Annotated in this window: 17 protein-coding genes and 1 pseudogene; 10 read left to right on the top strand and 8 right to left on the bottom strand. The window is 62.5% G+C overall.

What is annotated here, in order from left to right; all coding sequences use genetic code 11:
* Window positions 1-11: 11 nt before the first annotated feature.
* Window positions 12-644, bottom strand: coding sequence for a hypothetical protein (locus RHM60_RS05200; protein ID WP_231423367.1), 633 nt, complete (start codon window positions 642-644; stop codon window positions 12-14).
* A 205-nt stretch (window positions 645-849) separates the two neighbouring features.
* Entirely contained in the window at window positions 850-1,008 is a 159-nt protein-coding gene (locus RHM60_RS05195) for a hypothetical protein (protein ID WP_209982529.1), read from the bottom strand.
* A gap of 203 nt (window positions 1,009-1,211) precedes the next feature.
* On the opposite strand from RHM60_RS05195, the gene RHM60_RS05190 reads away from it, so the two are divergent.
* From RHM60_RS05190 to RHM60_RS05175, 4 genes are all read left to right on the top strand, one after another.
* Window positions 1,212-3,200, top strand: a complete 1,989-nt coding sequence (locus tag RHM60_RS05190) for an alpha-1,4-glucan--maltose-1-phosphate maltosyltransferase (RefSeq protein WP_209982526.1) — start codon at window positions 1,212-1,214, stop codon at window positions 3,198-3,200.
* Between the two features lie 92 nt (window positions 3,201-3,292).
* Window positions 3,293-6,640, top strand: coding sequence for a maltose alpha-D-glucosyltransferase (gene treS, locus RHM60_RS05185; protein WP_322213860.1), 3,348 nt, complete (start codon window positions 3,293-3,295; stop codon window positions 6,638-6,640).
* Window positions 6,637-8,874, top strand: coding sequence for a 1,4-alpha-glucan branching protein GlgB (gene glgB / locus RHM60_RS05180; protein ID WP_322213858.1), 2,238 nt, complete (start codon window positions 6,637-6,639; stop codon window positions 8,872-8,874). Before treS ends, glgB begins: the two co-directional genes overlap by 4 nt.
* A 52-nt stretch (window positions 8,875-8,926) precedes the next feature.
* The gene (locus RHM60_RS05175; RefSeq protein WP_322213857.1) at window positions 8,927-10,093 is read left to right on the top strand and encodes a GGDEF domain-containing protein; all 1,167 of its coding nucleotides are present in this window, start codon (window positions 8,927-8,929) and stop codon (window positions 10,091-10,093) included.
* 1 nt (window position 10,094) lies between these two features.
* Here the strand turns inward: RHM60_RS05175 and RHM60_RS05170 are convergent, their stop codons facing one another.
* Together RHM60_RS05170 and RHM60_RS05165 are read right to left on the bottom strand one after the other, a co-directional pair.
* Complete coding sequence (locus tag RHM60_RS05170) at window positions 10,095-12,284, bottom strand: ATP-binding protein (protein ID WP_322213855.1); 2,190 nt, start codon at window positions 12,282-12,284, stop codon at window positions 10,095-10,097.
* A gap of 171 nt (window positions 12,285-12,455) precedes the next feature.
* A complete protein-coding gene (locus RHM60_RS05165) occupies window positions 12,456-13,307 on the bottom strand; it encodes a CAP domain-containing protein (RefSeq protein ID WP_231423373.1) in 852 nt (283 codons plus the stop codon).
* 173 nt (window positions 13,308-13,480) lie between these two features.
* Between RHM60_RS05165 and RHM60_RS05160 the strand changes: the two genes are divergently transcribed.
* The gene (locus tag RHM60_RS05160) at window positions 13,481-14,149 is read left to right on the top strand and encodes a GNAT family N-acetyltransferase (RefSeq protein WP_322213854.1); all 669 of its coding nucleotides are present in this window, start codon (window positions 13,481-13,483) and stop codon (window positions 14,147-14,149) included.
* Between the two features lie 95 nt (window positions 14,150-14,244).
* On the opposite strand, the gene RHM60_RS05155 is transcribed toward RHM60_RS05160, so the two are convergent.
* Entirely contained in the window at window positions 14,245-15,348 is a 1,104-nt protein-coding gene (locus RHM60_RS05155; protein ID WP_322213853.1) for a DSD1 family PLP-dependent enzyme, read from the bottom strand.
* 70 nt (window positions 15,349-15,418) lie between these two features.
* On the opposite strand from RHM60_RS05155, the gene RHM60_RS05150 reads away from it, so the two are divergent.
* Complete coding sequence (locus tag RHM60_RS05150) at window positions 15,419-16,045, top strand: helix-turn-helix transcriptional regulator (RefSeq protein WP_231423376.1); 627 nt, start codon at window positions 15,419-15,421, stop codon at window positions 16,043-16,045.
* Here the strand turns inward: RHM60_RS05150 and RHM60_RS05145 are convergent.
* Window positions 16,033-16,413, bottom strand: coding sequence for a RidA family protein (locus RHM60_RS05145; RefSeq protein ID WP_209982509.1), 381 nt, complete (start codon window positions 16,411-16,413; stop codon window positions 16,033-16,035). The two genes, RHM60_RS05150 and RHM60_RS05145, sit on opposite strands and share 13 nt — an antisense overlap.
* Window positions 16,414-16,599: 186 nt before the next feature.
* Between RHM60_RS05145 and RHM60_RS05140 the strand changes: the two genes are divergently transcribed.
* Window positions 16,600-17,118, top strand: a complete 519-nt coding sequence (locus RHM60_RS05140) for a sigma-70 family RNA polymerase sigma factor (RefSeq protein ID WP_209982507.1) — start codon at window positions 16,600-16,602, stop codon at window positions 17,116-17,118.
* Window positions 17,115-18,029: a FecR domain-containing protein gene (locus tag RHM60_RS05135; RefSeq protein ID WP_322213852.1), complete on the top strand. Its 915-nt coding sequence runs from the start codon at window positions 17,115-17,117 to the stop codon at window positions 18,027-18,029. The genes RHM60_RS05140 and RHM60_RS05135 overlap by 4 nt, the downstream gene beginning before the upstream one ends.
* Here the strand turns inward: RHM60_RS05135 and RHM60_RS05130 are convergent.
* A pseudogene (locus RHM60_RS05130) lies at window positions 18,026-18,136 on the bottom strand (ABC transporter ATP-binding protein); the annotation flags it as partial. The gene RHM60_RS05135 and the pseudogene RHM60_RS05130 overlap by 4 nt on opposite strands.
* Before the next feature lie 174 nt (window positions 18,137-18,310).
* Between RHM60_RS05130 and RHM60_RS05125 the strand changes: the two are divergent.
* Window positions 18,311-18,526, top strand: coding sequence for a TOBE domain-containing protein (locus RHM60_RS05125; RefSeq protein WP_003173733.1), 216 nt, complete (start codon window positions 18,311-18,313; stop codon window positions 18,524-18,526).
* 61 nt (window positions 18,527-18,587) lie between these two features.
* On the opposite strand, the gene RHM60_RS05120 is transcribed toward RHM60_RS05125, so the two are convergent.
* Window positions 18,588-19,727, bottom strand: coding sequence for a MalY/PatB family protein (locus RHM60_RS05120; protein WP_322213843.1), 1,140 nt, complete (start codon window positions 19,725-19,727; stop codon window positions 18,588-18,590).
* Window positions 19,728-19,895: 168 nt separating this feature from the next.
* Between RHM60_RS05120 and ggt the strand changes: the two genes are divergently transcribed.
* A complete protein-coding gene (ggt, locus tag RHM60_RS05115; RefSeq protein ID WP_322213842.1) occupies window positions 19,896-21,620 on the top strand; it encodes a gamma-glutamyltransferase in 1,725 nt (574 codons plus the stop codon).
* Window positions 21,621-21,861: the final 241 nt, after the last annotated feature.

Raw genomic sequence — 21,861 nt, 5'->3', positions numbered from 1 at the left:
GTCCGGTTCTTTCACCTGACCGCATACCCTCGCGACAAATCCTGCGCGCGCTCTGTAAGGTGCGCATCCTGCAACGACTCGAGTATGTTTTTCACCAACTTGGCTATTTCACTGAGGTGCGTGCATTTGGACTGAAGGTCATGCATCCCATGCAGGATATGCGGGGCGATTTCATTATGGAAGAAACCGCGAGCCAAATCAGAGCCCTTCTCCCACGGGGCTTTAAGCATGCTGATCGTCAACTCGAACAGTTCTGCCTCCACGGCTTTGCGATAGTCCTCGACATGCTTCCACTCGACGGGGGTTGATACCTTATCGATCGAGCCGCTATTAAAACGGGTTTCGATATGGGCAAGCGCCTTGATGTGAGATTTCGCCTTGGGGCCGGTTGCCAGGCGCTTGATGTTGTCCGGGGTCAGCAATGCGTCGATTTTCTCGAAGTAATCCTTTGACTCTTTCGAATCCAGGTTACGCATCATGTGGTCAATGGTATTACGGTCCACACGGGCGCTTATATCCTCAAGGTGTCGCTCCAGGTAGAGCGCAGGCGTGGATACCTCGGGTTGCTTGAGCGGGTGGGGGCTGGTCGGGGCGGTGTGAGGTGCGTTGAACGCAAAGGCCGGCGGTGCGCTGATGGTCGTCATGCTGATTCCTCATAAACAGATTGGATTACGTCTTGCCTGATGCGTGACGTTCAGGCGAGCGAAAAATCAGTATGAGAACCCGCACGTTCGTTGGAGTTAGGACTAGAGCTTTTTATCGAGTGGGAAATTGCCACGATCAAGGTCCGCTTGCGCAACCCGGTTGCGTAGTCTGCGCAAGCGAATGCGGAACACCGCGTGGAAAGCCTCAAAGAACCACTGGCGGTTCACCTCCAGGCGGCTCCTGCACCGGTGGCGGCTGGTTTTCCGGCGGTTCCTGTTCAGGAACCGGCGGCGGTTCAACAGGCGGTAACGTTGGGTCGTCAATATTGGGGTCGGGTGTCTCAGCCGGAATCGGAATAGTCATGGTGTGGCCTCCTTTGTGCTTTGCTCCAGCGGTGGACAACCGCGTGGCGGATTTGATTCCCGCCCGGTGGCGGCATATCCGCCTGAACTTTTCTCTCGCACACAGGCTCGGACCTAAGACGGCCCCGCTCAGGGAGAGCGCCGCCGTATCAGAATTCGGATCAAGCAAAAGAGCGTCCACAGGGCGTAAGGGGAAGATGCTCGATGACTGCTGAAACACTGGCTTCAGATAACTGCGCATTACCATTGTCCCAGGCCTTGCTGCTGCCCAGGATCGCCATTGAAGACACCACGCCCGTGATCGACGGCGGCGAATTTGCCGTAAAAGCCGTGGTGAACCAGCGCGTGAACGTCACCAGCAAGGTGTTTGCCGACGGCCACGACAAGCTGGCTGTATTGATTCGCTGGCGCCCGTTGCACGAAGAAACCTGGCACAGCGTGGTGATGGCCGATGTTGGCAACAACGGCTGGGAGGGCGCGTTTACCGTTACCGAGCAAGGCCCGCATGAGTTCTGCATCGAAGCCTGGATCGATACCTTCGCCAGTTTCTGCTATGAACTGCGCAAGAAGCACGAAGCCGGTGTACCGGTCAGCCTCGAGCTGCAGGAGGGCCGCAGCCTGGTGCTGCAGGCTGCCGAGCGCAGTGACAACGAGCTGCGCGACCGTCTGATGCTGCTGCACCACGAACTCTCCGGCCTGCTGGAAACCGAGCAGGTTGCGCAGTTCCTGCACGAAGACAGTGCACACCTGATGACCCAGGCCGACCACCGCGCCTATCTGAGCATCAGCACCGTCTACCCGATTGATGTGGAACGTGAACGTGCGCAGTTCGCCAGTTGGTACGAGCTGTTTCCGCGCTCGATCACCGATGATCCGGCGCGCCATGGCACCTTCAACGATGTGCACTCTCGTTTGTCGATGATCCATGACATGGGCTTCGACGTGCTCTACTTTCCGCCCATCCATCCCATTGGCCGCAGCCACCGCAAGGGGCCCAACAATTCACTGCATGCCGGCCCCGATGACCCCGGCAGCCCGTATGCCATCGGCAGCGAGGACGGCGGTCACGAGGCGATTCACCCGCAACTGGGCAGCCGTGATGATTTCCGCCGCCTGGTGAAGGCCGCCGCCGACCATGGCCTGGAAATCGCCCTCGACTTCGCTATCCAGTGCTCCCAGGACCACCCATGGCTCAAGCAGCACCCGGGCTGGTTCAACTGGCGCCCGGACGGCACGATCAAATATGCGGAAAACCCGCCGAAAAAGTACCAGGATATCGTCAACGTCGATTTCTACGCTGCCGACGCCATTCCCGGCTTGTGGACAGAGCTGCGCGACGTTGTGGTGGGCTGGGTGGAAGAGGGCGTGAAGACTTTTCGCGTCGACAACCCGCACACCAAGCCGTTGCCGTTCTGGCAATGGCTGATCAGCGATGTGCGCGCCAAATACCCCGAGGTGATCTTCCTTGCGGAAGCCTTTACCACGCCGGCGATGATGGCGCGCCTGGGCAAGGTCGGCTATTCCCAGAGCTACACCTACTTCACCTGGCGCAACACCAAGGCCGAGTTGAGCGAGTATTTCACCCAGCTCAACCAGTCGCCGTGGCGTGAGTGCTACCGGCCGAACTTCTTCGTCAACACGCCGGACATCAACCCTGGCTTTCTGCACGAATCCGGCCGTCCGGGCTTCCTGATCCGCGCCGCGCTGGCCACCATGGGCTCGGGCCTGTGGGGGATGTATTCGGGCTTTGAGTTGTGCGAAGCGGCACCCGTGCCCGGCAAGGAAGAGTACCTGGACTCGGAGAAGTACGAGATTCGCCCGCGCGACTTCACCGCGCCGGGCAACATCATTGCCGAAATCGCCCAACTCAACCGCATCCGCCGCCAGAACCCGGCCCTGCAGACACACCTGGGGCTCAAGCTCTACAACGCCTGGAACGACAACATCCTGTATTTCGGCAAGCGCAGCGAAGATGGCAGCAACTTCATCCTGGTGGCGGTCAACCTCGATCCGTTCAATGCCCAGGAAGCTCACTTCGAATTGCCGCTATGGGAAATGGGCCTGCCGGACGATGCGCAGACCCAGGGCGAGGACCTGATGAACGGCCATCGCTGGACCTGGTACGGCAAGAGCCAGTGGACCCGTCTCGATCCGCAGATGCCGTTTGGGATCTGGCGCATTACCGCGTCTTAAGCCTGCCGAGGTCAAAGGTGGGAAGGAGCTTGCTCCCTCCCACATTGACCGGATTGCGTCAGCACGTTTTTTCGAGTTTTCAGGAGTGTCCAATGGCGAAGAAACCCAAGGCAGCCACGTTCATCAAGGATCCGCTCTGGTACAAGGACGCGGTGATCTACCAGGTTCACGTCAAATCCTATTTCGACTCCAACAATGACGGGATCGGCGACTTTCCCGGGCTGATCGCCAAACTTGATTACATCGCCGATCTGGGCGTCAACACCATCTGGCTGTTGCCGTTTTACCCCTCGCCACGCCGCGACGACGGTTACGACATTGCCGAATACCGTGGCGTGCACAGCGACTACGGAACCATGGCCGATGCCCGGCGCTTCATTGCCGAGGCGCACAAGCGCGGGTTGCGGGTCATCACCGAGCTGGTGATCAACCACACCTCCGACCAGCACCCCTGGTTCCAGCGTGCGCGCAAGGCCAAGCCCGGTTCGGCCGCGCGGGATTTCTATGTCTGGTCCGATGACGACCAGAAGTACGACGGCACCCGCATCATTTTCCTCGACACCGAAAAGTCCAACTGGACCTGGGACCCGGTGGCCGGTCAATACTTCTGGCACCGCTTCTATTCGCACCAGCCGGACCTCAACTTTGACAACCCGCAAGTCATGAAAGCCGTGCTGTCGGTGATGCGCTACTGGCTGGACATGGGCATCGACGGCCTGCGTCTGGACGCGATTCCCTACCTGATCGAGCGCGATGGCACCAACAACGAGAACCTGCCGGAAACCCACGGCGTGCTCAAGCAGATCCGCGCCGAGATCGACGCGCATTACCCCGACCGCATGCTGCTGGCCGAAGCCAACCAGTGGCCTGAAGATACACAGCTGTACTTTGGTGACAAAAAGGGCGACGACGGCGACGAATGCCACATGGCCTTTCACTTCCCGCTGATGCCGCGCATGTACATGGCGCTGGCCCAGGAAGATCGCTTTCCGATCACCGATATTTTGCGCCAGACCCCGGAGATCCCGGCCAATTGCCAATGGGCAATTTTCCTGCGCAACCACGACGAGCTGACCCTGGAGATGGTCACCGACAAGGAACGCGACTACCTGTGGAACTACTACGCCGCCGACCGCCGCGCGCGTATCAACCTAGGTATTCGTCGGCGCCTGGCGCCGTTGATGGAGCGCGACCGCCGCCGCGTCGAGCTGCTCAACAGCCTGCTGCTGTCGATGCCCGGCACGCCGACCCTGTATTACGGCGATGAAATCGGCATGGGCGACAACATCTACCTGGGCGACCGCGACGGTGTGCGTACGCCCATGCAGTGGTCCATCGACCGTAATGGCGGCTTCTCCCGCGCCGACCCGGCGAGTCTGGTGCTGCCGCCGATCATGGACCCGCAATACGGCTACCAGTCGGTCAACGTCGAGACCCAGGCCCAGGACCCGCACTCGCTGCTCAACTGGACGCGGCGCATGCTCGCAGTGCGCAAGCAGTCCAAGGCGTTCGGTCGCGGCAGCCTGAAAATGCTCTCGCCGAGCAACCGTCGCATCCTCGCCTATACCCGCGAGTTCACCGGCGAGGACGGGCGCACGGAAATCATATTGTGCGTGGCCAACGTGTCACGCAGCGCCCAGGCGGCGGAGCTGGACCTGTCGGCATTCGCCGGCATGGTCCCGGTGGAGATGCTCGGCGGCAACGCGTTCCCACCGGTTGGCCAACTCAACTTCCTGCTGACCCTGGCGCCGTACGGCTTCTACTGGTTTGTGCTGGCCGCCGAGAATCAGATGCCCAGCTGGCATGTCGAGCCGGCGCAGAGCATTCCCGACTTCACCACTTTGGTACTGAAAAAACGCATGGAAGAATTGCTCGAAGAACCTTGCCGCAACACCCTCGAACACGACTCACTGCCGCTGTGGCTGCCCAAGCGCCGCTGGTTTGCCGGCAAGGACGCCACCATCGACAGCGTGCACATCGCTTACGGCGTGCGGTTTGGCGACCCGGAGCATCCGGTGTTGCTCAGCGAAATCGAGGTGAGCAGCGGCGGGCAGGTGAGCCGTTATCAGTTGCCGTTCGGTTTGCTGCGCGAAGACCAGTTCACCAGCGCCTTGCCCCAGCAATTGGCCCTGGCCCGCGTACGGCGCACCCGCGAGGTAGGTTTGGTAACCGATGCGTTCAGCCTCGAGCATTTCATTCGTGCGGTGATCCAGGCCCTGCAGGCTGGCAGCGTGCTTGACAGCAGCGACGGTGCCCTGCGCTTTGCGGCGACCCCGCATCTGGACGCGCTGCAACTGAGCAGCGACGTATCGGTTCGTTACCTCTCTGCCGAGCAGTCCAACAGCTCGGTGGTGGTGGGTGAACGCCTGGTGCTCAAGCTGATCCGCAAAGTCAGCGCCGGGGTGCACCCCGAGCTTGAAATGAGCGCTTACCTCACCGAGGCCGGCTACCCGAATATCTCGCCGCTGATGGGGTCGATGATTCGGCGTGACGCTGAGGGCGAGGACAACCTGCTGATGATCGCCCAGGGTTACCTGAGCAACCAGGGCGATGCGTGGAGCTGGACCCAGAACAACCTGGAGCGAGCGATCCGCGACGAACTGGCCGAGGCCATGTCCGATCAGGAGCAGCATTACAACGCTCTGGGCGAGCTGGCGGACTTTGCCGGCCTGCTCGGCCAGCGTCTGGGCGAAATGCATGGCGTGCTGGGTGCGCCCACTGACAACAAGGACTTCAGGCCAGAAACCACCTCGACCAAGGACACCCAGGCCTGGGCCAAAGACGTGGGCGCGCAGATCGAACGCGCCCTGCAATTGCTCAAGCTCAACCAACATCAGTTGAACCCCGCTGAGCAGACGCTGGTCAGTGAACTACTGGCGCAGAAAAAAGCCATCGGCAGCCAGGTCCAGGCATTGGCGAAAGCCACGCTGGGCGGGCTGCGCATTCGCGTGCACGGTGACTTGCACCTGGGCCAGGTGCTGGTGGTGAAGGGCGATGCCTACCTGATCGACTTCGAGGGCGAGCCGGCAAGGCCGCTGCATGAGCGGCGCGGCAAGCACAGCCCCTACAAGGATGTGAGCGGTGTGTTGCGTTCGTTTGATTACGCGGCCGCCATGGCGCTGAACGTGCAGGGGGTGGATCACTCCCCCGAAGCGGACCTTGCGCGCAAACGCGTGACCGATCGCTACCTCAAGGAGGCGCGCCAGGCATTTATCCAGGCCTATGAGGCCGCTGCGTCTACACTGGCGCATGACTGGCAGGACGCCAAAGGCCAGGACGCCGCGCTGACACTGTTCAGCCTGGAGAAAGCTGCGTACGAAGTGGCTTACGAAGCGGAAAATCGCCCGACCTGGTTGGCGGTGCCATTACAAGGCTTGCACGCATTGTTGAGCGGGCTTGCCCCTATATCGAAAACTGCACGCGGTGGGGAGACGTCATGAGTTATATCAATAAAGAACCGCTGCAGCCCAAGTTGACTGCAATGCCGGCGTCCAGAGACGTTGAAGCGCTGGTGCGCGCCGAGCACCCGGACCCGTTCTCGATTCTGGGCCCACATGATGATGAGCAGGGCGGGCAATTCATCCGCGCGTTCCTGCCCGAAGCCCTGAGTGTGCAGGTCTTGACACGCGACGGCGGTGAATCGATCGGCAGCCTGGAGGCGACTCAGGTGCCGGGCCTGTTCATCGGGCACTTTGCCACGCGTCAGGATTACCTGTTGAAAATCCAGTGGGCCGGCGGTGAGCAGATCACCGAAGACCCCTACAGCTTCAGCCAGCTGCTGCTCGGTGAAATGGACCTGTACCTGTTTGCCGAAGGCAATCACCGCGACCTTGGCAGTTGCCTGGGCGCCCAGGTGACCAGTGTTGACGGCGTGCACGGCATACGGTTTGCCGTGTGGGCGCCAAACGCCCGGCGCGTGTCGGTGGTGGGCGATTTCAATATCTGGGACGGTCGCCGTCATCCGATGCGCCTGCGGCACCCGTCGGGCGTGTGGGAACTCTTTATCCCGCGCCTGCAGCCGGGTGCGGCTTACAAATACGAGATTCTCGGCGCCCACGGCATCCTGCCGCTCAAAGCCGACCCCATGGCCCTGGCCACTCAGCTGCCGCCCGACACCGCGTCCAAAGTGGCGCCACCGCTGCAGGTGGATTGGCAGGACCACGACTGGATGCAGGCGCGCCCCGACAAGCAGAAACCCTCGGCGCCGCTGTCGATCTACGAGCTGCACGTGGGCTCCTGGCAGTGTGAGCTGGACGAGGCGGGTGAGGTTTCGCGCCAGTACGGCTGGCGTGAGCTGGCCGAGCGCCTGATTCCTTATGTGCAGGAGTTGGGCTTCACCCATATCGAGCTGATGCCGATTATGGAGCACCCGTTTGGCGGTTCGTGGGGTTATCAGGCGTTGTCGCAGTTTGCACCGAGCGCGCGGTTTGGCTCGCCGGAAGATTTTGCGTACTTCGTCAACGCCCTGCACCAGGCCGATATCGGCGTGATCCTCGACTGGGTACCGGCGCATTTCCCGACCGACACCCATGGCCTGGCGCAATTCGACGGCACCGCGCTGTACGAATACGCCAACCCGCTGGAAGGCTTCCATCAGGACTGGGACACGCTGATCTATAACCTGGGCCGCACCGAAGTGCACGGCTTCATGTTGGCGTCGGCGCTGCATTGGCTCAAGCATTTCCACATCGACGGTCTGCGCGTGGATGCGGTGGCATCGATGCTCTACCGCGACTATTCGCGCAAGGCCGGTGAATGGGTGCCCAACCGCCACGGCGGGCGGGAAAACCTCGAGGCCATCGACTTTTTGCGCCACTTGAACGACGTGGTCGCCCTCGAAGCGCCTGGCGCGCTGGTGATTGCCGAAGAGTCCACGGCCTGGCCCGGCGTCAGCCAGCCGACCCAGCAGGGCGGTCTGGGCTTCAATTACAAGTGGAACATGGGCTGGATGCACGATTCGCTGCATTACATCCAGCAGGACCCGGTCTACCGCGCCCATCATCACAATGAGCTGAGCTTCGGCCTGGTGTATGCCTGGTCCGAGCGCTTCATTTTGCCGATCTCTCACGATGAAGTGGTGCACGGCAAGCACTCGCTGATCGACAAGATGCCCGGCGACCGCTGGCAGAAATTCGCCAACCTGCGGGCCTACCTGAGTTTCATGTGGATGCACCCGGGCAAGAAACTGCTGTTCATGGGCTGCGAGTTTGGCCAGTGGCGCGAGTGGAATCACGATCAGCAGCTGGACTGGTACCTGCTGCAGTACCCGGAACACCGGGGCGTACAAAAGCTGGTGGGCGACTTGAACCGCCTGTACCGCGAGGAACCGGCGCTGCACGAGCAGGACGATGCGCCACAGGGCTTCCAGTGGCTGATCGGCGACGACGCCATCAACAGCGTTTTTGCCTGGCTGCGCTGGAGCAAGGACGGCAAACCGGTGCTGGTGGTGGCCAACTTTACCCCGGTGCCCCGTGAGGGCTACACCGTGGGCGTGCCGTTTGCCGGGCGCTGGAGCGAGGTGATCAACAGTGATGCGGACACCTACGCAGGTTCCAATTTTGGCAACGGCGGTGGCGTCTTCACCCACGATGAGGCACGCCATGGGCAGCCGGTGTCGTTGTCCTTGAATCTGCCACCGCTGGGTGTACTGATTTTGCGCCCTGAGTTGAGTTAAAAGGCTCTACCGTGCTGGATTCAGTTGTCCAGGCTAGTGGCAGGGTGCCACAATGGCGCCTTTGTCATGGCAGGCGGAGCGGGCAGCTTTCATGAATGGCCTAGGGCGTGGGCAGGACCAGGATGGTTTTATCGAAGAGCAGGTGCGAACCGACCGTTTGCATCAGCTTTTTCGCCAATCCTTTTCCGCGATTTTCGGCAGCTACATGGCTGCCGTCATGCTCTGCTGGCTGTGTTGGGACCGTTTTGATCATCGCGTCATGCTCATATGGCTGGTGGCGCTGGCGCTGACGTCGCTGCTGCGGGTCAAGATGTTCACCGACTGGTTCCGTTGCCCCAACAGCGAGCGCACCCCGCAACGCTGGGAGCGCCGTTACTGGATCACCCTCATTCTCTCGGCCGCCGTATGGGGCGCTGGTGCCTTTGCGCTGATGCCCACCGACGACCGTCTGTCACAAGTGCTGATCATGCTCTTTACCGTGGGCATGTCGGTAAGCGCAGTGTCCTGTTACTCGGTGTACCGCTCCATGACGCTGGTGTCCATCGGCCTGGTGTTGCTGCCTTGCACACTGTGGCTGCTGCTGCAGCCGTCGTCCATGCAGGTGGGCGTGGGCATCGCCGTACTGGTGTTTTCCTCCTTTGTAGTCAGCGCCACGCGCAAGTTGTCCGATGCGCTGGAAAAAGCCTTCCGCCTGACCCGCCAGATGGAGCGGGCCCACAGCATCTCCACGCGCGCCGCACAGACCGACGAGCTCACCGGCCTGATGAATCGCCGCGCGTTTTTTGAACATGCCCATGTGCTGTACGCGCAATGCCGTCATCAGCAGCAGCCGTTGTGTGCGCTGATGATGGACATGGACCACTTCAAGGCGATCAATGACACCTACGGCCATCAGGCCGGCGACCAGGTGTTGCGCCAGATCGGCGGGGTGATCAGCACTTCGTTTCGCCAGGCCGATGTGTATGGCCGCCTGGGCGGCGAGGAATTTGCGGTGCTGTTGCCCAACACGTCACTGGAAACCGCTCGGGCCATCGCCGAACAACTGGTGAAGGCGGTTGCGGGACTGGCGTCCGAGCCGGTGCATGGCCTTACCGCCAGCCTGGGCCTGGCCTCGACCCAGGCCCAGGACCTCGACCTGCACGGTTTGATGAACACCGCCGACAAGGCGCTGTATCGCGCCAAAGCCATGGGCCGCAATCAGGTGGCCGTGGCGGAATAGCTCATTCCTGGGCCAAGGCCCTGGCCAATACCCGCGCGACCTGGTCGGCGGAGTAGGGCTTGGGCAGGAATTCGAAGCCTTCGTAGCCGCTGTCCGCCAGCTCGTCGCTGTAACCCGAGGTGAGTACCACCGGCAACTCCGGTCGCTGCTGGCGCAGCATCTTCGCCATGGCAACGCCAGTGATGCCCGGCATCACCACGTCCGAGAAGATCGCGTCGAACACCATGGCGTCGGCGCCCACCAGCGCCAGTGCCTGTTCAGCGTCGGTGGCCCAGGTGGTTTGATAGCCCAGGTCCTGGAGGATCTGGTTGGCGAAGCGGCCCACCTCCAGGTTGTCCTCCACGATCAGCACATGGCGCAGGGCGTTGTTCTGAATCAGCGTGAGCGGCTGTTCTTCGGCAGGCGGCTGCGCTCGCGCTTCGCCTTCCACCTGCGGCAGGTACAGGGTAAACACCGTGCCTTGGCCCGGCGTGCTGGCCACATCGATATTGCCGCCCGACTGCTTGGCAAAGCCGAACACTTGCGACAGCCCCAGGCCAGTGCCTTTGCCCACCGCCTTGGTGGTGAAGAAGGGCTCGAAGATGCGCTCGCAGTTGTCGTCGGCAATACCCGCGCCGGTGTCGGCCAGGGACAGGCTGATGTGCGGCTGGCTCGATGAGGCCTCCCCACGGATGCGCGGCAGAGGCTGGTCGCAGGCGACCTTGAGGCTCAGCGTGCCCTGGCCGTCCATGGCGTCGCGGGCGTTGAGGGCGATGTTGATCAGCGCCGTTTCGAACTGGCTGGGGTCGATGCGCGCGTAGCAGGGCTGGTCAGGCAGCTCGACGCGCACATGAATGCGTGCGCCGGTGACGCTTTCGAGCATCTCGCCGATGCTGCGCACCCGCTGGCTCACGTCGAAGACTTCCGGGTTGAGCGGTTGGCGCCGGGCAAAGGCGAGTAACTGGCTGGTCAGCTTGCTGGCGCGTTCCACGGTGTCGGATACCGCACCCATGTAGCGCTGGCGACGCTCTTGCGACAGGCCGGGCTGGCGCAGAAAATCCACCGATGAGCGGATGATTGTCAGCAGGTTGTTGAAGTCGTGGGCCACGCCGCCGGTCAACTGGCCGATGGCCTCCAGCTTTTGCGATTGGCGCAGCGCGGCTTCGGCCTGGGCCAGCGCCAGGGTGCGTTCTTCCACGCGCTGCTCCAGCGTCGCGTTCAGCTCGGTGTAGGCAGCCAGGCCTTCACGCACGGCGACGTCGGCGCGCACGCGCTCGATATGGGCCCATGAGCGTTCGGTGACTTCGCCCAGCAGGGCCAGGTCATAGGTCGACCAGAAGCGCGCCTGCCTGTCGTGTACGGCCATCAACGCAGTGAGTCGGCCATCCTTGATCAGCGGCATGCAGATGGTGGCGGTCACGCCCAAGGCCTGGAAGTTGACGGACTCGTGGGGCGGCAGTTCTTCCAGGTTGTTGCGGATCACCAGCGGCTGGCCGGCGCGCAGGCAGGTGACGGCCCGTTCACCGAAGTCGGCCAGGCGGTAGCGGCCGAGGATACTTGGCATACCCTGCGCCGACCATTCGCCACGGAGGGTGAAGCCGTCTTCGTCCGCATCCATGTCGGCATAGGCGCAGATGGACACCTGCAGGTGTTCGGCCAGCAGCTGCGTAGTGGACGTCATGATCGTCTGGGCATCAGTTGCGCTGGTGACGCTGCGGCCGATGGCGTCCAGTACCGCCAGGCGACGGGCGAGGAATACCGTGGGGGTAGTCTCGGTCACAGTGTCGAGCATGCCGACCACGCGGCCCTGGGGGTCGCGGATCGGGCTGTAGCAGAACGTGAAGTACGCCTGCTCCGGCATGGCTTCACGTTCAATCACCAGGGGAAAGTTTTCGATATAGGTGGCATGCCCCTCGAACGCGTCGGCGACGATGGGGCTGATATCGTCCCAGACTTCATGCCAGATCTCGTTGAATGGCCGGCCCAGGGCCTCGGGCTTGTTGCCGAGGATAGGCGCAAACGCATCGTTGTAGAGCGTGATCAGCCGGGGGCCCCAGATAATCGCCTGGGGAAAGCTGGAGGCAAAGCACAGCGCGACGGTGGTCTTGAGCACGTCCGGCCATTGATCAGGCGGCCCCAACGGCGTACTGGCCCAGTCATGCTGGCGTACCCGCTCAGCCATGCCGCTGCTGCCCTGCAGCCAATTCATCATCGGGTCAACACCTTATCTGCCACGGTTCGAGTATTGCCTGAAATGTCAGGTCGCCAGTTACAGACCTGAACGATCGTCGCCAGTTCAGCGCAATTGTCTACTAGGTGGCACTTTGATGCTCTATCCAATCGGATAGAGAAACATCAGGTTTTTTGGGCCGCCGCCCAAGGGTTACTGGGCGGCAAATACGGCGGTCCAGTAAATGCCCGCGTCGCTCTTCGGGTCCATCGCGTAGGCGGCGCCCAGTTCACGAAACTGCGGGTTCATCAGGTTGGCGCAATGGCCGGGGCTGGCGAGCCAGCCGTCGACCACCTTGCGCGGCGTATCCAGGCCAGCGGCGATGTTTTCGCCGATGTTTTTTGCGATATACCCGGCCAGTTCGGCGCGGTCGCCAGGCGTGCGCCCGTCGTGGTCCAGGTGATCGAAGAAGTTGCCGTTGGCCATGTTGCGTGTATGGCTGTTGGCGGCGCTGGCCAGGGTGTCGTTCCACGACAGTGGCGTGGTGGCGGCAAATGCCTGGGTGCCGCACTGGCGCGACTGTTCGCGCGCGGCGTTGATCAGGTTGAGCACTTGCCGGCCTTCGGTCTGCCAGTCGCCCAGGCCGCTGGTGAGCAGCGGACGGGCGAGCACGATGCGCCAGTCCTGGCCACTGTTGCTCACGCCGATATCGACAAATTGCGGGTCCAGCACCACCCGGCAGAAACTCTCACGCACCGCCTTCATCGCCGCCTGGGCATCCCTGGGGCCGGACAGGCTGATGGCCTGCACATTCACCATCGGGTAGGCCGCGCGGGCCAGGGCCTGCTGCAGATCGCCGACATTGTTGGCCGGCAGCACCAGTCGCGTATCGCTGGCCAGCGGCGGCAGTTCCTGGGAACCCTGGTCGCCGCAGCGCTGCACCTGGCTGCGGTACTCGTTGATCTGTTGCACCAGCTGACTTTCTTCATTCGCCATCGCGCTGGCGCAGAACACCGTACTGGCGGCCAGCGTCGTGAGACCCATCATCAATGACAGAACGCGCATGGACGTTAACCCTTGAACTTGAAAGTGCCCATGATGCGCGATGTAACCCGGTCTGGTGCAACGCCTTTTTTGTTTTTTTGCGTCAGCGGTTGTTTGCGCACGGCGTGCGGGCACTGACCGGGCGGCTACGGGTACAATCGCGCCAGTCTTGAAGCGAAGCCCCAGGAATGTGCATGTTCAGCCTTACCCGCTACACCACGCCGTGCCCCGAGCCGGTCAACAGCCAGATTCTGCAGATGGTGGTGGACAACCTCACCGACATCAGCAGCGTTGCGTTGCCGCCGAGCAATCTGCTCTACAACCTCTATCAGTACGCCATCGGTTTTGAGGTGCACCTGTACCTGGAGGCCTTGTCGGGTGAGAAGGGCATTGCGGTCGAGTTGATTGTGGCCACCGACGATAGCGAGCCGGAAAAGGTCATCGGCTTTCTGCTGTACCTGCCGGTGAAGAATGACCCCGAGGCCTGCGGCGTGGCCTTTATGGCGGTGCAGGCCGGATGCCGACGCCAGGGCGTGGCGCGCGCGATGATGGGTGAGGTGCTGGCGCGTTATCCGCACGTGGAGCTGGGGTGTGCGGTTGAGAAGGTTGCGGTGTTTGCCGCCATGGGGTTTCAGGTGCTGGGCGGGCGCGGAACGCAGGTGGTGATGAATACCCGCGATTACCGCACGGATGGGTTGATGGGGGTGCTGGATGTGGCGTCCATCTATGGCTCGCTGGAGGTGCGGCAGATTCATGCGTATCTGCTTCAGAAGCATGGCAAGCGGGCGATGGTGGATGCGGAGAAGCAGCGGGACCGGCATTTGGATCAGTTGGAGCACAAGGTTCGGTTGTTTTTGGGGTAGTGGGATTGGATCAAATGTGGGAGCGGGCTTAACTGACTGGCATTAAGGCAAGCCAGCTTCCACAAACATCGAGTCAGATTGATGGGATTGTCGTTCTACCAGCCTCGCAGGCGGGGCCAGTCCTGGCGTTGGCCGTTTTCCAGCAGTGCGCTGTAGCTGCCGAACTGTGAGCCTGTCGCGCAGGCGTGGTTGGGCAGGATGCGCAGGCGTGTGCCGAGTGGAAAGCGGGTGACCACGTCGAGGTCGTGGTGCGCGAAGTGCGCTACGCCATGTTCCTGGTTGGCGCTGCCCAGCAGTAATCCGGTGATGGGCTCGCCGTGCTCATCACAGACCTGGCCATAGCCGAAATCCTGCTGTTGGGATTGAGTGCCACGGTCGCGGCTCATGGCCATCCAGCCGCCATCGGTGATGATCCAGCCCTTTTCCGGCTGATGGCCGATGACCGTGGTGAGCACGCTCAAGGCCAGTTCGTCGAGGCGGCATACGCCGATGTTGTGCATTACCAGGTCGAAAAACGCGTACACGCCGGCGCGCAGTTCGGTGACGCCGTCCAGGTGCGCCGCCGACAGCGCAGTGGGCGTGGAGCCGACGCTGACCTGGGGGCAGGGCTGACCGCTGGCGCGAATGCGCTCGGCGGCCTCAACGCAGCGGGCGCGTTCCTGTTCGGCGATGGCCTGCAAGGCGTCGGGCGTGTCCAGGCCGTAGCTTTCCCCGGCATGGGTGATGACCCCGGCGAGCCTGTCGCCGAGCACGGCGGCAATCTCCAGCAAGAGCGGGGCCTGCGGCTTGACCCCGGAGCGGTGGCCGTCGCAGTCGATCTCGATCATGACCGCGAAGGTCGCGCCGTGTTCTTTGCCGAAATCGACGATGGCGCGGGCGCCGGCAAGGCTGTCGGTGATCAGCGTCAGCGCGCAACCACGGCGCCACAATGCCAGCGCCTGGGGCAGTTTGTGCGGGGCAATGCACACGGCGTAGAGAATATCCTCGATGCCCAGCGCGAAAAAGTACTCGGCTTCCTTGAGCGTCGACACGGTGATGCCGCGAGCGCCGGCGGCCAGCTGCGCGGCCACGACTTGCGCGCATTTATGGGTTTTGACATGGGGGCGCAGGTGCACGCCCAGGCTGTCGGCGCGCTGCTGCATGCGCTGGATATTGCGCTGCAGTTTGACCGTGTCGAGCAGTGCGGCAGGGGTGTCCATGGTTGCAGCTCCACAAAGGGGGACGGCGGCCAAATTGACGGCCTGTCCAGGACTGGATATGTTGTCTTGCATGAAAAACCTCTCTATCGAACACACTCACCTGATCAGCCAGCTCGAACAGATTGCCGAAGGCTTGAGCAAGACCTTCAGCCCCTTCTGCGAAGTGGTGCTGCACGACTTGCGCGACCCACAGCACGCGATCCTGGCCATCCATAACAACCTCTCCGGGCGCCAGCCCGATGACCCGGCCACCGAGCTTGGGCTGGCGCGGATTGCCGACCCCGATTACCCGCAGGTCATTGCCAACTACCAGAACCAGTTTCGCGACGGGCGTCAGGTCAAAAGCACCTCGATCGGCATCAAGGACACCAGCGGCCAGTACGTCGCCGCCTTGTGCATGAATGTCGACCTGTCGCTGTTCCGCGGCTTGCAGGGCATGCTCGAACAGTTCAGCAGCGTCGGCGATGACACACCGGGCGAATCCCTCGACCCCTCCGGCGCAGATGTCATCCGTGCGCGCATCGATCAATTCGCCGCCCGCCTGGCCACCACCCCCCGCGCGCTCAAGGCTGCTGATCGCCGCGTGCTGATGCAGGAGCTCAAGGACTCGGGCTGCATGGACGTGCGCCGGGCCATGGAGACGGTCGCGTCGCACCTGGGCGTGTCGCGCGCGGCGGTCTACACCTACGCCAAATAGCGCGCCACCGCTTCGATTTCGATCAGATAACCATGGTGCAACTCCGGCACCGGCACCACCGCGCGGGCAGGGCGGTGCTCGCCCAGCGCGGCGGCGTAGAGGCGGTCGAACTCCGGCCAATGCGCGATGCCGGTGACATACACCGTGACCTTGAGCAAATCCGCCGGGGTGCCGCCGCTGGCGTGCAAGATGGCCAGCAGATTGCCCAGCGCTATCTGCGCCTGTTCGGCAAATGACGCCGAGAAGTTATGGCCGCCGTCCGGGCTGACCGGCAATTGTCCGGAGATATACAGCGTGCCGTTGTGGCCCACTGCCTGAGCATAATGACCTGCGGGCGCAGCGGCGTCTCGGGTGTGGACAGTCTTCATGGGGCCTCGCCGATCAAGGTGGTTATCGAGCTTTTGGATAAAATATCCACAACAAGACAAATAGTAAAGACAACTTTTCCAGGCCGATTTCTAAACAACCTGTTTAAAAGATCGTGGTGTGCCAGCACGATATTAAATAGAATGAATCTCATTTGAGACTCAATCGCGCCGTGCAGGTGGTTTGCCATGAATGATGCCGTTGTCCCCACGCACGCCCCCGAACCAACCTTGTCGAGCCTGTATCGTGATCATCGCAGTTGGCTGGAAGGCTGGCTGCGGCGGCGCCTGGGCAATGCCTGGGATGCTGCGGACCTGAGCCAGGATACGTTCCTGCGGGTATTGGCCAGCGCGCAGCCGATTGCGCAGATGCAGGAGCCGCGCGCGTACCTGGTGACGGTCGGCAAGCGGCTGCTGGTCAACTTTCATCAGCGGCGCAGCCTGGAACAGGCGTATCTGAATGCCCTCGCCAGTTTGCCGCCAGCCTGCGTACCGTCGCCCGAGCAGCGCTGGCTGCTGCTGGAAACCCTGCAGGCCCTCGATGAACTGCTCGACGGGCTGCCTGCGCCGGTGCGTCGTGCCTTCCTGTGGAGCCAGCTCGAGGGCGTGGGCTATCGCGAGATCGCCGAGCGGCTGCAGGTGTCCGAGCGCACGGTGAAGCGCTACATGGCCCAGGCCTATGAGCATTGCCTGCTGGTGGACGAATGAGTCGCGAGGTCGCGCGGGCAGCGGCGCACTGGTTGGCGCTGGTGGAGTCGGGCGCGGCCACCGAGGGTGATCATGCCGCCTTGCAGCAATGGCGCGACAGCCATCCGCAACACGAACAGACCTGGCAGAAAGCGCAGTCCCTGCGTCAGCGTTTCAGCGAGTTGCCCCAGGCGCTGGCGCTGGCCAGCCTCGACCGTGCGCAGCCAGGTCGGCGCGCCGTGCTCAAGCGCGCCCTGGGGGTGGCGGTGCTGGTGCCGACCGCCTGGCTGATCAGCCGACAGCTGCCCATCGAGGCCTGGCGCGCCGACCTGCATACCGCCACCGGCGAACGCAGGCGCCTGCCCCTGGCCGAGGGCGCCAGCCTGCAACTCAATACCGCCACGGCGGTGGATGTGGACCTGGCGCGGCGGCATCTCACCCTCGTCGAGGGCGAGCTGGCGTTGAAGGTGCCGGGGCCGTCAGCCCTGCAGGTGCAGACGCGCTACGGGCAGTTGAGGGTCAGCCAGGCCGAGGTGTGTGTGCGGCAACTGGCGAGTGGTTGCCGGGTGTCGGTGCTGCAGGGCGCGGTGCAGGTGCGTGACCTGACGGGGCAGATGACGACGTTGCACAAGGGTGAGCAGGCCCCGTTGAGCGCGGTTGGCCTGGGGCGCACGGCCCCGTTCGATGTGACGCAGCCGGACTGGCGCGACGGTGTGCTGACCGCGCAGAACCAGCCCTTGGGCGACTTCCTGCGTGAGCTTGAGCGTTACCGCCCAGGCGTGCTGCGCTGGGACCCGCGCCTGGAAGCCTTGCGGGTCACCGGCAGTTTTCGCCTGGAAGATACCGACCGTATCCTCAACCTGCTGGCGCAAACCCTGGGGTTCGAGGTGCAGGCACGCACGCGGTTCTGGGTGACATTGACCGCCGTCTAGATCACATGGGCCTGCTGCAACTCGGTCAGGGCCTGCGCCTTGAGCTGGGCCAGCAGCGGGTCATGGCGGTCCCTGAGGTGTGGCAACTGCACCGCCAGTTCCTGCCTCGGCGGGCACAACAAGGCAGTTTGTTGATCAGGGGTTGGCAGGCGAACAGTTCTTATATATCCATATCGAATAAATAAAGAGTTATATATTCCTTTTGATTTATTGGTTGATAGCGCATTTTGAGGGCCTGCGCATTCGTGCGGATTGACCCAACAGCCAACAGGAAAGCCGACATGACCATTAAAGCGATCAACGTGCGCAACCAGTTCAAGGGCGTTATCAAAGAGATTCTGCTGGGCGAAGTGGTGTCTGAAATCGACGTGCAGACCGCGTCCGGCATCGTCACGTCAGTGATCACCACCCGTTCGGTGCGTGACCTGGAATTGAAGGTGGGCAGCGAAGTGATTGCATTCGTGAAATCGACGGAAGTGTCCATCGCCAAATTGTGAGGGCCTGCACCCATTGATGCAGGCGCTCACCGCAACAGGAACTCACAGAGGTTCACGGGTTTTAGCGCAAGGCCCGTTCCATACGCTGCAGGCCTTCCTCGAGCATCGACCGTGGGCAGCCGAAGTTCAGCCGCACGAACTGCTGGCTGTCATCGCCGAACTCAATACCGGCGCTCAAGCCTACCCTGGCCTGTTCCAGAAAGAACCGCTGCGGGTCTTCCAGGCCGAGGGCGCTGCAATCCAGCCAGGCCAGGTAAGTGCCTTGTGGCGCGTGCATCTTGACGCCGGGCAAGCGCGTGTTCACCGCGTCCAGCAGGTAGTCGCGGTTGGCTTGCAGGTACTGCTTGAGTGCGTCAAGCCACTCGCCGCATTGGCTGTAGGCGGCGCGGGTGGCTTCCAGGCCCAGGGGGCTGACGCTGTCGACCATGCCGCAACGGGCGTTGTTGAAGTGTTCACGTACCTGGGCGTTCTGCACCACGGCGAAACAGGTCTTCAAACCGGCCACGTTGTAGGCCTTGCTGGCCGACATCAGGGTAATGGTGCGCTGGGCAATCTCGGGGCTGAGGCTGGCGGTGGGAATGTGGCGGCGGCCGTCGAAGCACAGCTCGGCGTGGATTTCATCGGAGATGATCAACGCGCCGTTTTCCAGGCAGGCGTTGGCCAGTGCCAGCAGTTCTTCGCGGGGGAACACCTTGCCGATCGGGTTGTGCGGGTTGCTCAGCAGCAAGGCGCCGGCACCCTTCAGCGCCTCGCGCATGGCGGGCATGGGCGTGACGTATTCGCCGTCGACCAGCACGAATGGCACTTCGATGCGCGGCAGGTTCCAGTGGCCGGGCGCCAGGCGGATCGGCCGATAATTGGGGGTTTGCAGCACCACCGGCTGGCCCGGTTGTACAAAGCCGTGCAGCGCCATATTGAAGCCGGGTTCGACGCCGGGCAAAAACAGCAGCTCTTCGGGCTGGACGCGCCAGGCGTATTTGGCCCACAGGTCGGCGATGATCGCCTCGCGCACGTCCGGGCCGGCCACGCTGTAGCCGAGCACCTGCTGGTCGAGCCGCGCGTGCAGGGCTTGCAGCACGGCCGGTGGTGCGGCGATGTCCATGTCGGCGATCCACATCGGCAAAACGTCGTGCGGGTAGCGGTTCCACTTGGTGCTGCCGGTGCCGAGGCGGGAGTGGATCGTATCGAAATCAAAGCTCATGGGCGGGCTCGTATCAGGGGGGCGGACAAACAATGGCGGCGATTCTAGCGCAGGCGCGAGCACGCAGGTTCTATCCCCGACAGGTTCTGTACTAAAAACGCCACCGCGCTGGGGATCGGCGCCGGGAAGGGCTAATTTGGTGCATCTCAATCAGCCGAGTATCCATGGATGAACTACCAACCCTTCAGCCGCACCTTGATCGCTACCGCCCTCGTCTTCACCGTCAGCGCGGTGCAGGCCGCCTCCCAGGCCCCGGTCGGCGGTGAAAACGGCATGGTGGTCACGGCCCAGCATCTGGCCACACACGTGGGTGTGGATGTACTCAAGGCCGGCGGCAACGCGGTGGACGCGGCCGTGGCCGTCGGTTATGCGCTGGCGGTGGTGTACCCGGCCGCAGGCAACCTCGGCGGCGGCGGCTTCATGACCGTGCAACTGGCCGACGGCCGCAGGACCTTCCTCGATTTTCGCGAAAAAGCACCGCTGGCGGCCACCGCCAACATGTACCTCGACAAGGACGGCAACGTCGTTGACGGCCTCAGCGCCAAGGGCCATCTGGCTGTGGGCGTGCCCGGCACCGTGTCCGGCATGGAACTGGCGTTGAGCAAGTACGGCACCCTCAAGCGCGCCCAGGTGATCGCCCCGGCGATAAACCTGGCGGAAAACGGCTTTGCCCTGGAGCAGGGTGATATCGACCTGCTGCACACCGCCACCGGCGAGTTCGAAAAGGACAAGGACCTGCGCGGCATCTTCCTGCACAACGGTCAACCGCTGCAGGTCGGGCAGAAGCTGGTACAGAAGGACCTGGCCAGGACCCTCAAGGAGATTTCCGCCAAGGGCAGCGACGGTTTCTACAAGGGCTGGGTGGCCAAGGCTCTGGTGGCGTCCAGCCAGGCCGGCAAGGGCATCATCACCCAGGCCGATCTGGACAATTACAAAACCCGCGAACTGGCGCCCATCGAGTGCGATTACCGCGGCTACCATGTGGTCTCGGCGCCGCCGCCAAGCTCGGGTGGCGTGGTGATCTGCCAGATCATGAACATCCTCGAAGGCTATCCGATGGCCGAGCTGGGCTATCACTCGGCCCAGGGCCTGCACTACCAGATCGAAGCGATGCGCCACGCGTACGTGGACCGCAACAGCTACCTGGGCGATCCGGATTTCGTCAAAAACCCTATCGCCCACCTGCTGGACAAGGACTACGCCGCCAAGCTGCGTGCCGCCATCGAGCCGCAAAAGGCCGCAGACTCCCAGGCGATCAAACCAGGCGTGTCGCCCCACGAAGGCAATAACACCACCCACTATTCCATCGTTGATCAGTGGGGCAATGCGGTGTCCGTTACCTACACCCTCAACGACTGGTTCGGGGCCGGCGTGATGGCCAGCACTACCGGGGTGATTCTCAACGATGAAATGGACGACTTCACCGTCAAGGTGGGTGTACCGAACATGTACGGCCTGGTGCAGGGCGAAGCGAATGCCATTGCACCTGGCAAGTCGCCGCTGTCGTCGATGAGCCCGACCATCGTGACCAAAGATGGCAAGGCGGTGATGGTGGTGGGTACGCCGGGTGGCAGCCGCATTATCACGGCGACCTTGCTGACGATCCTGAATGTGATCGACTACAGGATGAACATTCAGGAAGCCGTGGACGCGCCGCGTTTCCACCAGCAGTGGATGCCGCCGGCCACCAACCTCGAGACTTTCGCGGTCAGCCCGGACACGCGCAAGATTCTTGAAAGCTGGGGTCATACGTTTGCCGGCCCGCAGGACGCCAACCACCTCGCCGCGATCCTGGTGGGCGCGCCGTCACTGGATGGCAAGCCGGTGGGGAAAAACCGCTTCTATGGCGCCAATGACCCGCGCCGCAATACCGGGCTGTCGCTGGGTTACTGACGGGAGCCCCTTGGCCTGCGTGTTTGACGGGGCGCTCCAGATCAAAAGCAAAAGCGCGGCGGCCTGAGAGCCGACCGGAATAGGGGCGTGTAAACACGATCAAATGTGGGAGGCTCCGCCAAGTCTTCGACTTAGCGCTGTCGCGCAGCAAACTGGAGCCTCTGTGGCGAGCGGGCTTGCCCCGCGTTGGGGTGCGAAGCGCCCCCCATCGAGCAAAACGCGGTGTACCTGATACGGCTCA

Source organism: Pseudomonas sp. MH9.3, from assembly GCF_034354675.1.
Lineage (GTDB): Bacteria > Pseudomonadota > Gammaproteobacteria > Pseudomonadales > Pseudomonadaceae > Aquipseudomonas.
The sequence above is the reverse complement of the archived record's forward strand: the minus strand, read 5'-3'. Positions and strand labels throughout refer to the sequence as shown.